Source organism: Mycoplasma sp. 21DD0573 (genome assembly GCF_034863425.1).
Lineage (GTDB): Bacteria > Bacillota_I > Bacilli_A > Mycoplasmatales > Metamycoplasmataceae > Mycoplasmopsis.
In genome coordinates, this window is record NZ_JAYFEZ010000017.1 from 1 (window position 1) to 13787 (window position 13787).

Below are 13787 nucleotides of genomic sequence, written 5' to 3' on the forward strand. Positions count from 1 at the left end.
TGAGATGCTTTGAGTTTTTTATAAATTGTCTATAAAACTTGTCCTAGTTTATTATAAATTATTTAAAAGTTTTTTTATTTTTTTCAGGAAAAAGCTAGATAGGCAACTTGAGCTATCATAGCACCATTATCTGTTGCATATTTTAATGATGGAACAATAGTGTTTTTATGCAATTTACAAAACTCTTCCCTTAGGTAAGAGTTAGCAGAAACTCCACCTCCTAAAACTAAAGTTTTAACATCATATCTCTCTAATGCTGCTTTAGTTTTACCAATCAAGTAGTCAATAGCTGTTTTTTGAAAAGAAACAGCAAGTTGTTCCTTGTCAAGTTCTTCATTTTTCATTTGAGCTTTGTTAACTTTATTTAAAACTTGTGTTTTAAGACCGCTAAATGAAAAATCTAATTCATTATCTGTGTGTGGAAATGTTAATTTTGTAAATTCACCATCATATTCTTTGAAAAGCTTATCGATAATTGGTCCACCAGGAAAACCTAGACCTAATCTTGAAGAAACCTTATCGAAAGCTTCTCCAACAGCATCATCAAGTGTCTCTCCGATGATTTCCAAATCATCTACATCTTTAGCATAAATTAATTGCGTATGTCCACCAGAAACTAATAAACATAATGCAGGGAATGCAATTTCGTTAGTTAATGTGGCTGATAAAAAGTGACCAACAAGGTGATTGACAGGTACTAAAGGTTTATTTTTTGCTAGTGCAAAAGCACTTGCAAATAAATAACCAACTTGTAGCGTTCCTATTAAACCAGGTTCTTTCGTGTAAGCAATATAATCAAAAGAATTTGGATCATATTTTTGCAATATTAATTCCTGAATAAGTGCAATATTTTTAACATGCTCACGTGAAGCTATTTCAGGAATGGTTCCTCCGAACTCTTTAAAAATATCAATTTGTGAAATAGTTCATAAATCTAAAACTTTTCCATCTTCTAAAACTGCTAAAGATGTGTCATCATGGGAAGTTTCAATACCTAAAATTCTCATTAGTTTACACCTCCAATTTGAGGTTGTTTAATATATAAAGGTTCTACGTCCATAGTGTTTTCTTCTTTGAATTTATCTTTAAAATCCTTGAAGCTATCAATCATCTTTTTATAATCTACTTTGTCAACTTCAGTTGAATCCTTATCAACTATTTGAATGGCGTTTTTATCATAAAAATATACTTTTGAACCTTGTGCATCTATATAGAAGTTTTCTCTATTAGGACTTAATGTTTCTAAAATTTCAAATGTATTAATTGTAAAGAGAGGTTTTTTATATAAAAGAGCAAAAGTTCTAAAGTAAACTAAAGAACTTCTTACACCAGTGAAAAAACCTGGTCCCTTGTTTATATAAAAGTTATTAATTTTACCTACTGTTAAATTATTTTTGCTCAATAACAGTTGAAATTGTTCAGTTATTAACTGAACTTTTTTCTTATAACCTTCTAATAAAACAAAGTCAACAACATTGAAATCTTTATCAAATAAAACTAAAACAAAATCCTCTGTTGCTGTATCTAAATAAACATTCATTATTTAACCTCTGTAATTTCAAAAACATGTTTTTCGTCTTCATTCATATATGCATTAATTTTTACATAATGTGTAAAATCTAAATTTTGCAAGTTCGCTCATTCAATAACAACTAAATTATCATCAAAATAATCTTCAAACTCATCAATTGAAGATTTAAAGTTGTATAAATCAATATGAATTAGACCATCATAGTTTTTCATATATGAAAAACTTGGTGATGTAATCTTCTCTTTTATACCTATTTTTTTACCTAATAATTTAGTGAAAGTAGTTTTTCCGGCTCCTAAATCACCTGATAATAATAAAAATTGTTTCTCTTTAAATAGTTCAAAATTTTGATTTATAAAAAGTTCTAAGTCTTGCAGACTAGAACAAACAATTTTTTTTAGCATTCTATAATGTACTAATTTTTTCTTCAGTTAAGTTTTTAGATAATTGAACTACAACAATAGTTTCAGGCCCTGTATGAACTGAAATACAGTTAGGTAATAATGTTGTGAAAACTCTATTTTTCCCCTTGCTTTTTATATAATCAACAACATCTTTTAAGTCGCCTGAATTTGAATGGATAATTAAGATATCTTTATCGTTATCCTTTAATTTAGCATCAATATTCTTGTAAATTGTTTTTAAGAATACTAAACCTTTTCCTTCTTCTTCTAATTTCCCTTTATAGAAACTTACAATAGGAATGATTCTAAGCAATCTAGCAACAACAGCTGCAGCAGGTGTTAATCTTCCTCCTTTTAATAAGTATTCATTGTGTTTAGGAAAAATTGAAACTTTTTGTCTCTCATCTCATTGTTCAATTTCTCTAATTGCTTCATCAACATCAGTTCCATTTTTGATTAATTCAACAAAATCTCAAACTTGAAGTGTGATTAATGATGCAACAAAAATTGACTCAATAACTCTTAATTTTGGATATGATGATTCAAGAGCCTTTAAGTTTTGATATTGACTTGATAAATGTTTTGAAATAGGGAAAACAACAACATAATCGTGTGTTTTTGATAACTCACTAATTAAATCTTCTGCTACCCCGATTGGTGTTGCAGAAGTTCTGTAGGTTTTTGTATCTAAATTAAAGTAAGTGAAAAAATCTTCTGGTGTTAAATCGATACCATCATTGTATGTTTTTCCATCTAATTCAATTCTTAAAGGAAGATAAAATCATCCTAAATCTTCAGCTTGTTTTTTATTTAATCCTGAAGCTGAATCTACTACTATAGCTACCTTTTTCATAAATTCAATTATATTAAATTTATGTATAATTTTGTTTATGATATTGTTTAATAATTTGCATAAATCATTCTCAAATGTATCTATTATTTTTGTTGATAGTAGAGTTTCGAAAACTCAACAAATACAACTTGATAATATGATTATTTTTTCAGATGATAATAAAAAAATACATTCTATAAATTTACTTGATAATAAGCTTCTTGATATTGAGCCTGGTTCAAAATTTGGTGTATTAAATGCAGAACAAATTGCAAAATTATCTTCAGTTTTAGTTAAAAATGGTTTTGCTTTAGAAAATGAACCTAAAATCATTTACGGTTTAATTACAAAAAGAGAAAATCACCCTAAAAGTGAGAAGTTATTTATTCTAGAAGTTTTAATTAATAAAGAAACAAATGAACATATTCAATTAGTTACAAATACATTAGATTCTCAAGAAGGTAAAGTTGTTGTTTTATCATTACCAGGAACAACTGTTTTTAGTGGTCTAGAAGTCTTAGAAGGCCAAATGCTTAATGTAAAAAGTTACGGAATGCTATCAGGATACAGAACTTTAGGAATCGATAGAGAAGGATTAATTTTCGGAACAAGCGAACAAATTGGAAAGGATTTTGATTTTTAAAATGAATGTACTTAAAGAATTAAGAAACCGTGGTATTTTAAAAGCCATTAGTAATGAGGAAAAATTCAACTCACTTCCGGAAGGTGTTGGAGTTTACTGTGGTTTTGACCCAACAGCAACAAGTTTACACTTAGGAAATTACATTCAAATAGCTAACTTATTAAGATTTAAACAAGCAGGCTTTACAACTTATGCAATCCTAGGTGGAGCTACAGGAATGATTGGTGATCCTTCTTTCAAAGATTCTGAAAGACAACTTCTTGATGATGTTACTGTTCTAGAAAATAAAAATAAAATTAAGGCACAGCTTGAATCATACGGTTTAACTGTTATTGATAACTATGATTTTTACAAAGATATGAATATTTTAGAATTTCTTAGATCTGTAGGTAAATTAGTAAATATTTCATATATGCTTGCTAAAGATTCAGTTGCTTCTAGAATTGAAAAAGGATTAAGTTTTACCGAATTCACTTACCAATTAATTCAAGGTTGAGACTTTGCTACCTTATACAAAGATAAAAATATTTGCATTCAATTCGGTGGTTCAGATCAATGAGGAAATATCACAACTGGTTTAGATATGATTTCTACATTGCACGGAAACGATCATAAAGCAGTTGCAATTACAGCTAACTTATTAACTGATGCAAATGGGAATAAATTTGGTAAATCAACAGGTGGTGGTAGTTTATGATTAGATGCATCAAAAACAAAACCATTTGTTATGTATCAATTCTTGTTAAATCAACCTGATAGCGAAGTTGAAAAATTACTTAAATGATTAACATTTTTACCATTAGAGCAAATTGAACAAATTATCGAAAAACATAAAGAGCAACCTTCATTAAGATATGCTCAAAAAGAGCTTGCTTATGCAGTTATTTCCGACGTTCACTCTAGTGCTGAAGCTAAAAAAGCAAAATTAATTTCAGAAATATTATTTAATAAAAATTTAGATTTATCAAATTATTCAACAGAAGAAATATCTGATATTTATGAAGATATCAACCATTTTGAATTAGTTAAAGATCAAAATTTAATTAATCAACTTATTCAAAATAACATTATTAAATCAAAACGTGAAGCTAGAGAGTTTATTACAAATAATTCAATTAAGCTCAATTTAGAACCAGTAAATGAAGACAGCGTTTTAAATTCAAGTTTATGAAATAACAAATTCGCACTTCTTCACGTTGGTAAGAAAAATATTTACTTAATCAAAATTAAATAGAAATGAAAAATTCTCATCGGTTGATGAGAATTTTCTTACACCTTTGAAGTTCTGCTCAAAATTGGATGATAATGAGCTTCAATCTTTTCTTTTAAATCAGGTAAATAGCGAACTAATTCTTTTTTAAAAGTTTTATCGTGTTTAATAAAACCTACTGCATGCAATAATTCGTGAACTACAGTTTCTTTAATAAAATATTCATCGATCAAATATAATCTCTCATTGAACATTATTAAAAATTGTTTTTTGGGATCTGATGATCTAATTACACATCTTCCTCAATATGATTTTGAGTTTTTTAACTCCCATCTTCACCTTTTATCAATGTTCATTATTTGTGAATATTCATCAAAGTATTTCTGAATAATCATTGAAATTTGCTCTCTTGCAAACTCCAATAATAATGGTTTTATTCTTCTTTCAGACCTACAACGTAGTGATTTTGCTACTTTTCGACTTGAGTCAAATATGTAAAGATAATTATTAGGAAGCAATTTATAAGTGTATCTTTCTCCTAATAAAACAAATCAATCTTTATCAATTGAAATTTCATTTTCAGCAAGTAATTTGTGTGTATAAACCATAATTAAAGATAAAGAAAATGCCTATTAAGCATTTTCTTTATCTTGTTCCTCTTTAGCTTGTTTTGTGTAATTAAAAATTAGTTCAGCTAATTTATCTTTAGCCATTTCTTGATATCCACTAATACCTAATAATTCAGCCATTTTGAATAATTGCTCATTTGGAATTTCTAAAAGTTTTTTGATTGCAGTTTCTTTTTGAACATCTGCTTGAATTTTTTCTTCTTCTGATAAATCTTTCTTTTCTGAATCAGTAGCATCTCCTGATTTATTTTGATTTTTGAAAATATCATTTAAGTTTGCACCATTAGCAAATCCTGAAAATAAATCAGAAATACCATTTGGGTTATTTTTGAATAACTCTTGCATTTTAGCAGCCATAGCAAGTGTTTCTTCTTCCATTTTAATTGAGTAGAACATCTTAATAATAAATACAACTTTTTTAGCAGGAATTAATCAGTTAACAATTGTTAATATAGTTGTAACAACATCAATAACAAAAATTGCAATTACAATATTTGGTGAACCTGGTTGATTAAATGTGTCGTTAAAAATGTACTTGAATAATGTGAAAACACTAAATAGTCCTACAATTGTCGATAATAGGATTGGTCATCTATTGAAATTAAGATAAGTTTTTTCCTTACGAACTTTGATAAAAGAAATAATTATTACAATTGCAGCAGCACAAAAAATAATTATGTAAAAAAATTGATTTATTATGCAGAAAATAAAAAAACTTTTTCTTTCATTTGTGACTTTAATTATTTCATTGCTTGATAAGTTTTTGGTTTCAGGTTTTAAAAATGTATTGTGTCCGATTGTCACAATTAAGAAGCCAGCCAATGTTAATGCAGCAATTAATGTGATTGAAGCAAATAAAAGTCAAACTCAACTAGCAAATGTTTTTTGTCCTTTCTCATACAATTCATCTGCTTTACGATATTTTAGAAAATCTCTTAAATTTCATTTAAGCATTCAATACCTCCTTTATTTGATCTTCTTTTATAAATTCATCGAAGTTAAAATCAGCTACATCAAAGTCATGTGGTGGTTTTGAATAAAACACCATTTCTTTTCCAGTCATAGGATGATGTAATTCTAATTTATAAGCGTGTAATCTTTGCCCATTTTCATCAACATACTTATTGTAAACAGGATCTCCATGAATTGGATTTTTAATATATGCCATATGCACTCTGATTTGATGAGTTCTTCCTGTTTCAAGTTCGCATTTTACAAGTGATTTAGGTAAGTTATCAATGTAAAATGTTTTTAATAAAGTAACGTGAGTAGTTGCTGGTTTAGCATTAATATCAGTTACTTCCATTTTAAGTCTATCTTTAGCATTTCTACCAATAGGTAAGACTAATTTAAGTTTTTTACTTTCTAATACACCATCACAAATTGCTAAATATGAACGCTTAATTTCGTGAGTAGCAAATAACTCAGAAAGTTTATTGTGAACCTCATTAGTCTTTGCGATAACTAATAAACCGCTTGTGTCTTTGTCAATTCTATGAACGATACCTGGTCTAAGCAATCCATTTTGGTCTGATAAATTATTTTTAAAATGATATAAAAGTCCATTCACTAATGTATCTTCATAATGACCTGGAGCTGGGTGAACTGTCATACCAGTTGGTTTATTAATGACACATAAATATTCATCATCATAAACAATATCTAAATCCATTTGTTTAGGAACTACCTTAATTTCCTTATCAAGTACTCTTGAAATTTTAATTACTTGACCTTCTCTAACCATAAATTTAGGTTTATTAACCAAAACATCATCAACTGTTACAACTCTCTCATCAATAAGTTGCTTAATATCATTACGTGATATTTCAGTATTATTTGAAATATATTTATCAATTCTTTCAGTATATTTAACTACTAATTCAATCATAAATTCAATTATATATTTTTTATAGATTTTATTTGTATTTACTAATAAATATTTATTTATTAGTACGTTTGAGAAAACTATATAAAAAGTTTTTAATGTTATAATATGACTATGTTAGATTTTTTAGAGAAAAGAATACAAAAAAGTATTGCAAAAATGTCAAAAAAAACAACTCTAAATGAAGCTGATATTTTAGAAGTAACTAAAGACGTAAAATTAGCACTTCTTGAAGCTGACGTTAACTTAAGAGTTGTTAAAGAGTTTATTAATAATGTTAAAGCAAAAGCTTTAGAATCTGAAATTATAGGTAAATTAAATCCATCACAACAAATGATTAAAATTTTTCACGAAGAACTTGTGAATATTTTAGGTGGAAAAACTACCGAAATTTCGATCACAAAAAAACCTTATATCATTATGATGTGTGGACTTCAAGGTTCAGGGAAAACTACAGCAACAGCTAAAATTGCTTACTATCTTAGAAAGAAAAAATTCGTAAATAATCCACTTGTTGTTGCAGCTGACATTTATCGTCCAGCTGCTGTGCAACAATTAGTAACTTTAGCAAAGAGTATTCAAGTTGATTACTATGAGAAAGGTGTTGAAGTTCCTGCAGAAGAAATTGTAACTAATGCATTAAAACAAGCTGATGCTAATAAAAATGACTTAATTATTATCGATACAGCCGGTCGTTTATCAATTGATGAGAAGTTAATGCAAGAGCTTAAAAACATTAAACAAATTGCTCATCCATCCGAAATATTCTTTGTTGCTGATGCTATGTCTGGTCAAGACATTGTTAATGTTGCTCAAACATTCAATGATAACTTAAGTTTATCAGGTTTAATTATTACAAAACTTGATTCAGATGCACGTGGTGGAGCCGCATTAAGCTTACGTCAAGTGCTAAATGTGCCTATCAGATTCATTGGTACAGGTGAAAAAACATCTAATATTGATCTATTCCACCCTAACCGTATGGCCGATAGAATTCTCGGGATGGGTGATGTTTTATCACTTATCGAACATGCGCAAGATAACATTGATGAAGATAAAGCAAAAAATATGGTTGAAAGAATTTTTTCAGGTAAATTTGACCTTGATGATTTAATGGATCAAATTAAGCAAATGAAGAAATTAGGTAAATTCTCAAAATTACTTAAAATGCTTCCTGGTTCTTTATCAAATAAAATTAATGAAGAAGACTTAGATAAAGCTGAAGAAAAAATGCAACTTTACCAAATCTTAATGTCTTCAATGACTAAGAAAGAAAGAAAAAATCCTAAACTTTTAAAACAAGCTTCTAGAAAAGAAAGAATTTTAAAAGGTTCAGGAAGAAGCGTTCAAGAATACAACAAACTGCTTAATGAGTTTGAGTCAATGCAAAAAAGAATAGTTGATATGGCTAATAAATTCAAAAATGGTGGAACAAGTGGTTTAGGTGGTCTTGGAGGATTATTCTAAAACAAAAAGCAACATTTAATTATGTTGCTTTTTTAATTTTATTGATAAAATTAACTTATTAAATGTGCCATCATAGCTCAGCAGGCAGAGCACTTCCATGGTAAGGAAGGGGTCGCTGGTTCGAGTCCAGTTGTTGGCACCATTTTTTTATTACTCTTTTGACACTTTGTCTAAAACAGATTTTAATTCTGAATATGGTAAATACCCTGAAAGTGCAGTTACATATTTTGCATCTTTATAAATTTGAATATATGGAATACTTGTAATATTCATCTCTCTTGCAAAATCTCTGTTTTTATCAATATTAACTCTTAATATTTCAACATTATCTTTTTGGTCTAATTCAGTTAATGTGTTTGCATATAACATTTTACATGGGCCACATCAGTCTGTATAAAATACTAAAAGTTTTACACCTTTTGAATTATCTAAAAATGAAAAAACATCTTGTTTTGTTAAATCATTGTGAATCATTTTTGCCTCCCTTAAACAATATGTAATTATTATACCAAAAAATAAAAAAGTGCTTTTTAGCACTTATTTTTTGTGAAATTTAAACTTTTTACTGCTTTTGATATAACATTTTTAAAAAAAGGTATAAAAAAAGCAGCGGCTCCCTATTTTCACTGTAAAGCTATCTTCGGCACTAAAGGGCTTAACTACTGAGTTCGGAATGGATTCAGGTGATCCCCTTTGCTATAACCACTGTGAATATTATAGCACTGATAAATAAAAACAAAAATATTTTTTAAATTTTTTTCTAAAAAATTTTAATCTCCAATGAAACACAAATTTCGTCACTTACATTCATTGATTAGGAAACTAAATTTAATACTATGAATTTACAAAATTAGCAGAAGAAAAACATCTCAACAATGTTGAGATGTTTGTTTAATTACTGAATTATTTATTACGTATGTAAATGTTAGCTTCGTATTCTAAATTTTTATCCTCATCACGTGCTTCTTTAATCCACATTGTAATTGAAATAATAACGAATACTATAATACCAGCAAATACAAATGTATCAGCTAGATTGAATGTACCTTTATCTGCTCAAGGTAAGTAAAGCATATCTTTTACATAACCGTTAAATAAAATTCTATCTAACGCATTTCCGAAATCTCCTGCAAGTAAGATACCTAATGGGATTGAATAGTATAAAGAATTCTTAGTGAAGAATAAAGGCAATATTAGGATAAATACAGCCACCATAAAGCTTAAACCTTGAATTAAAGCAATATCGGTTGTCTTCAAAAATGTCACACCTTTATGTCAAATAGATCTAATTCCAAATAAACCAAAATTTTGTCATTCACCAGAATTTGATGGATAAATATTTTCAGGGAAAATGTATGTTCCATCTGGTAAAGGAGCTTGGCCATCTGGTCTTAATCTTAAAACATCACCATGTTTAAATAGGAAAGTTTTTGTTAGTTGGTCTATTGTTAAGAAAATTGCAAAAACAATGAATAATATTACATATGCAGTTAAAATTGATTTTCAATTTACTTTGAAGTGTTCAACTATTTTAGTAACAAAAGTTTTATTTTGTTGTTTTTGATTATTCATAATTATTTATCTTCCCAATCTTTTACAATTTCATAACATGTATTACATAAATTATCTATCATCTCTGATTTTTCGAAATGATTTCAACATCTTTGACATTTTTCAGAATCAAATGTTGTAATTTCTAATTCATTATTTGATTCAAATGATACTTTACCTACCATTAATAAAGTTTTTAAATCAAGTGATTTGATAAAGTCTGATAATGAATTTGGTAATTTAACATATACTTCATTAACTCTCTTAATTGTACCTTCTTTAATTAAGTTATCAACTTTAGCATTTACTTCAGCACGTAATTGGAAGAATTCATCAAATTGTTCAATTAATGATTTATTAACTGCAACATTATTAAAATCAAATGCATCAAACATTATTGAGTCGTACTTTGTAGCTTTATTAAAGTGTTCGTATGCTTCTTCAGCTGTTGTAGGTAAAATAGGAGCAATTGCTTTAATAATAAAGTCTACGATTTCATATAAGTTGGATTGAACCATTAATCTTTCTGGATCGTTTGTTTTTCTTATATAAAGGATGTCTTTAGTAATTGATAAATAGAATCCAGATAAGTCAACAATATAGTTATTTAATAATTTAACAACATTAATGAATTTATATTCATCATAAGCTTTTTTAATGTTTAATTTTAATTCATTTAATTGTTCTGAAATAAGTGCATGAACGCCTGTTTTTTGAATATTAGAATCATATTCAAAACCGGATAAATTACCCAACATAAATCTGATAGTATTTCTGATTTTTCTATAGATTTCAGTGTTTTGATCAAGGATATCATCTGAAATATTTACATCGTTTGTATATTCACTATTAGCTGCTCATAATCTTAATATATCTGCACCACGTTTTTTAACAACATCAATAGGCTTAATTACATTTCCTAATGATTTTGACATCTTGTTACCATTCTTATCTAAAACAAAACCATGTGAAACAATTTGCTTATATGGAGCTGTTTTTTGATATGCAACTGAGTTAATGATAGATGAGTTAAATCAACCTCTGTATTGGTCAATTCCTTCTAAATATAAGTCATACGGAGCCTTGTAACGCTCATCAATATCAACAGCAGTAAATGAAACACCAGAATCAAATCAAACATCCATAATATCCATTTCTCTTGTAAATTCTCTACCTTTGTATTTTGGATGTAATAAGTCTTGTGTATCTCATTCTCATCAGATATTGATATCGTGCTCTAAAACTTGATTAATTGTAAAATCAAATTGTTCTTCATCGATTACAGGGTTTTTATGTTCATCATAAAAGATAATGATTGGAACACCTCAAGTTCTTTGTCTTGAAATAGTTCAATCACCTCTTTCTGCGATCATATTTCTTAATCTTGTTTTAGCTCATTCTGGGTATGTTGAAACTTTTGTTTCAATATTTTCTAAAATGTCTCTTCTAATTTTGTCAATAGAAACAAATCATTGAGGTGTACCTCTATAAATAATTGGTTTGTGAGTTCTTCAATCGTGTGGATATGAGTGCTTCATAAACTCCAATTTCATAACTCTATCATCTAAAAATTCAACAATAGGTCTATTTGCACTATCATAAAATAAACCATCAAAATCAGTACCTGTTCCAAAGATAGTTCCATCATCTGCAACGTGCATAATTTTTTCTAAATTAAATCTTTGCCCAATTAAAAAGTCGTCTTCTCCGAACATTGGGGCAATATGAACAATACCTGTACCAGAATCTTCAGTAACATGATGACCAACAACTAACGGAGCCAATAAACGAGTGATTGGCGTGAAATATAAAATATTTTTACCAAGAACTTCATATCCATAAAATTCATCTAGAATGTCATATTCATAAATTTCATTCTTCTCAGCATATTTCTTAAATAATTCTTCTGAAAAAATTAGAGTATCATTTTCAACCTTAACTCTAATGTATTTAATTTTAAGCCCTACGGCAGCTCCTGAGTTAGCTAATAATGTTCAAGGAGTAGTTGTTCAAACAACAACATCATCACCGTTATGGATCTTGTCGAAGTTACTACTTACAACTCTTAGTTTTAAATATAATGATGGACTTCTTACTTCTTTATATTCAACTTCAGCTTCTGCTAAAGCACTTTGTGAAGTAGGAGATCAATAAATCGGTTTAAGTCCCTTATATACTAAACCATCTAAAATCATTTTAGAAAAGACTTCTAATTGTTTAGCTACATATTCCTTATCTAAGGTGATGTAATACTTTTTAAAATCTGAAAAAAGTTGTAATTGTTTAAATTGTTCTTTCTGAATTTCGACTTGTTCCAATGCATAAGCTTTCGCTTTAATTCTTAACTCAAGTGGTGAAATTTCTTCTTTCTTAAGGTTGCTTTCTGAAAGCATTTTATGTTCAATAGGCAATCCATGTGTATCTCATCCAGGAACAAATGGAGAATAATATTTATTTAAAGTTTTTCATCTCACAATTATATCTTTTAAGATTTTGTTTAAAGCATGACCTACGTGTAAATCTCCATTAGCATATGGTGGACCATCATGCAAAATGAAAGATATATTATCTTTATATTCTTCTAATATTCTTTGATATATGTTATCTTGATATCACTTTTCTCTATATTTACTTTCTTTTTCAATTAAATTAGCTTTCATTTCAAAGCTTGTTTGCGGCATATTTAAAGTCTTTTTGAAGTCCATATTTTCTCCCTGTTGTTAAATTATAAATTAATTATAAATAAATTAAATTATATAAGAAAATCCTCTAATTTACTAACTTAACAAGTTAACAAATTAGAGGATTTTTGGTGGCCTCGGCAGGAATCGAACCAGCGACACACAGAGCTTCAATCTGTTGCTCTACCTACTGAGCTACAAGGCCATAATGGCGGTCCAGACGGGGATCGAACCCGCGTTCTCCTCCGTGACAGGGAGGCGTATTAAACCACTTTACCACTGGACCGTTTTGGTTGCAGAGGAAAGAATTGAACTTTCGACCTTCGGGTTATGAGCCCGACGAGCTACCACTGCTCCACTCTGCTATGTATTTCCTGTTATTGGCGGGTGATGAGGGATTCGAACCCCCGCGGGCCGTGAAGCCCCTGCTAGTTTTCAAGACTAGTCCCTTCAGCCGGACTTGGGTAATCACCCGTATGGTGGACCTAACAGGATTCGAACCTGTAACCGACCGGTTATGAGCCGGTTGCTCTAACCGTTGAGCTATAGGTCCGTAATTTGGTAGCACCGAAGAGATTCGAACTCTTGACCTTCCGGGTATGAACCGGATGCTCTAACCAACTGAGCTACAGTGCCATATATGGTGGAGAGTATGGGATTCGAACCCACCACCTCCTGCGTGCAAGGCAGGCGCTCTAGCCAAATGAGCTAACCCCCCATATAAATGGTGAAGAAGACAGGATTTGAACCTGCGACCACTACAGCCCAAATGTAGTGCTCTACCAAGCTGAGCTACTTCTCCAACAATCATTAGTTGCGTTATTATTATAATATAAAAAATATTTTTATGAAATTTTTTTTATATTTTTTTGAAAATAAAAAACACCATTAAAGGTGTCAAATATTCTTTGAAAACTGAATAGTTATTTTAATAATTCATTAAAATGTCTGAAT

At 29.1% G+C, this 13787-nt stretch carries 13 protein-coding genes, 9 tRNA genes and 1 rRNA gene; 4 read left to right on the forward strand and 19 right to left on the reverse strand.

The annotated features are described in order from the left end of the window. Positions 1 to 74: 74 nt before the first annotated feature. The 4 genes from tsaD to VBM86_RS02750 are packed head-to-tail and all read right to left on the reverse strand — an operon-like array spanning position 75 to position 2788. The gene (gene tsaD, locus VBM86_RS02735; RefSeq protein WP_323176810.1) at positions 75 to 1007 is read right to left on the reverse strand and encodes a tRNA (adenosine(37)-N6)-threonylcarbamoyltransferase complex transferase subunit TsaD; all 933 of its coding nucleotides are present in this window, start codon (positions 1005 to 1007) and stop codon (positions 75 to 77) included. Continuing rightward, positions 1007 to 1540: a tRNA (adenosine(37)-N6)-threonylcarbamoyltransferase complex dimerization subunit type 1 TsaB gene (gene tsaB, locus VBM86_RS02740; protein ID WP_323176809.1), complete on the reverse strand. Its 534-nt coding sequence runs from the start codon at positions 1538 to 1540 to the stop codon at positions 1007 to 1009. Before tsaB ends, tsaD begins: the two co-directional genes overlap by 1 nt. Then, positions 1540 to 1935: a tRNA (adenosine(37)-N6)-threonylcarbamoyltransferase complex ATPase subunit type 1 TsaE gene (gene tsaE, locus VBM86_RS02745; RefSeq protein WP_323176808.1), complete on the reverse strand. Its 396-nt coding sequence runs from the start codon at positions 1933 to 1935 to the stop codon at positions 1540 to 1542. The genes tsaB and tsaE overlap by 1 nt, the downstream gene beginning before the upstream one ends. Position 1936: 1 nt before the next feature. After that, positions 1937 to 2788 (reverse strand): DegV family protein, encoded by an 852-nt coding sequence (locus VBM86_RS02750; protein ID WP_323189781.1) that lies wholly within the window; start codon positions 2786 to 2788, stop codon positions 1937 to 1939. Between the two features lie 37 nt (positions 2789 to 2825). On the opposite strand from VBM86_RS02750, the gene tapR reads away from it, so the two are divergent. Beyond that, the gene (tapR, locus tag VBM86_RS02755) at positions 2826 to 3410 is read left to right on the forward strand and encodes a TyrS-associated PheT N-terminal domain-related protein TapR (protein WP_323176806.1); all 585 of its coding nucleotides are present in this window, start codon (positions 2826 to 2828) and stop codon (positions 3408 to 3410) included. Position 3411: 1 nt separating this feature from the next. Then, positions 3412 to 4644 (forward strand): tyrosine--tRNA ligase, encoded by a 1233-nt coding sequence (gene tyrS, locus VBM86_RS02760; protein ID WP_323176805.1) that lies wholly within the window; start codon positions 3412 to 3414, stop codon positions 4642 to 4644. 35 nt (positions 4645 to 4679) lie between these two features. Here tyrS and VBM86_RS02765 read toward each other — a convergent pair whose 3' ends face one another. Genes VBM86_RS02765 through VBM86_RS02775 form a run of 3 tightly spaced genes read right to left on the reverse strand, consistent with a single transcriptional unit; the run spans position 4680 to position 7137 of the window. Continuing rightward, positions 4680 to 5228 (reverse strand): SprT-like domain-containing protein, encoded by a 549-nt coding sequence (locus VBM86_RS02765; protein ID WP_323189782.1) that lies wholly within the window; start codon positions 5226 to 5228, stop codon positions 4680 to 4682. Between the two features lie 24 nt (positions 5229 to 5252). Beyond that, the gene (locus VBM86_RS02770) at positions 5253 to 6203 is read right to left on the reverse strand and encodes a hypothetical protein (RefSeq protein WP_323189783.1); all 951 of its coding nucleotides are present in this window, start codon (positions 6201 to 6203) and stop codon (positions 5253 to 5255) included. Beyond that, positions 6196 to 7137: an RluA family pseudouridine synthase gene (locus VBM86_RS02775; protein WP_323189784.1), complete on the reverse strand. Its 942-nt coding sequence runs from the start codon at positions 7135 to 7137 to the stop codon at positions 6196 to 6198. The genes VBM86_RS02770 and VBM86_RS02775 overlap by 8 nt, the downstream gene beginning before the upstream one ends. A gap of 111 nt (positions 7138 to 7248) precedes the next feature. Between VBM86_RS02775 and ffh the strand changes: the two genes are divergently transcribed. Together ffh and VBM86_RS02785 are read left to right on the forward strand one after the other, a co-directional pair. Beyond that, on the forward strand, positions 7249 to 8601 hold the full coding sequence (gene ffh / locus VBM86_RS02780) for a signal recognition particle protein (protein WP_348866206.1): 1353 nt from the start codon (positions 7249 to 7251) through the stop codon (positions 8599 to 8601). A gap of 66 nt (positions 8602 to 8667) precedes the next feature. After that, positions 8668 to 8743, forward strand: a tRNA-Thr gene (locus tag VBM86_RS02785). Between the two features lie 8 nt (positions 8744 to 8751). Here VBM86_RS02785 and VBM86_RS02790 read toward each other — a convergent pair. From VBM86_RS02790 to VBM86_RS02845, 12 genes are all read right to left on the reverse strand, one after another. Continuing rightward, on the reverse strand, positions 8752 to 9075 hold the full coding sequence (locus tag VBM86_RS02790; protein WP_323189786.1) for a thioredoxin family protein: 324 nt from the start codon (positions 9073 to 9075) through the stop codon (positions 8752 to 8754). 130 nt (positions 9076 to 9205) lie between these two features. Beyond that, a 5S ribosomal RNA gene (gene rrf / locus VBM86_RS02795) occupies positions 9206 to 9311 on the reverse strand. A 193-nt stretch (positions 9312 to 9504) separates the two neighbouring features. Continuing rightward, the gene (locus VBM86_RS02800; RefSeq protein ID WP_323176799.1) at positions 9505 to 10173 is read right to left on the reverse strand and encodes a signal peptidase II; all 669 of its coding nucleotides are present in this window, start codon (positions 10171 to 10173) and stop codon (positions 9505 to 9507) included. 2 nt (positions 10174 to 10175) lie between these two features. Beyond that, positions 10176 to 12857 carry an isoleucine--tRNA ligase gene (ileS, locus tag VBM86_RS02805; RefSeq protein ID WP_323189787.1) on the reverse strand — a complete coding sequence of 894 codons (2682 nt, stop codon included), beginning with the start codon at positions 12855 to 12857 and terminating at the stop codon, positions 10176 to 10178. A 105-nt stretch (positions 12858 to 12962) separates the two neighbouring features. Next, positions 12963 to 13038, reverse strand: a tRNA-Phe gene (locus VBM86_RS02810). A gap of 4 nt (positions 13039 to 13042) precedes the next feature. Further along, positions 13043 to 13119 (reverse strand) — tRNA-Asp (locus VBM86_RS02815). A gap of 4 nt (positions 13120 to 13123) precedes the next feature. Next, positions 13124 to 13198 (reverse strand) — tRNA-Met (locus VBM86_RS02820). Positions 13199 to 13214: 16 nt separating this feature from the next. Beyond that, positions 13215 to 13307, reverse strand: a tRNA-Ser gene (locus VBM86_RS02825). 3 nt (positions 13308 to 13310) lie between these two features. Beyond that, a tRNA-Ile gene (locus VBM86_RS02830) sits at positions 13311 to 13386 on the reverse strand. Between the two features lie 6 nt (positions 13387 to 13392). Next, positions 13393 to 13469 (reverse strand) — tRNA-Met (locus tag VBM86_RS02835). A 5-nt stretch (positions 13470 to 13474) separates the two neighbouring features. Beyond that, positions 13475 to 13551, reverse strand: a tRNA-Ala gene (locus tag VBM86_RS02840). 7 nt (positions 13552 to 13558) lie between these two features. Next, positions 13559 to 13635: transfer RNA gene (locus VBM86_RS02845), tRNA-Pro, on the reverse strand. Between the last annotated feature and the right edge of the window lie 152 nt (positions 13636 to 13787).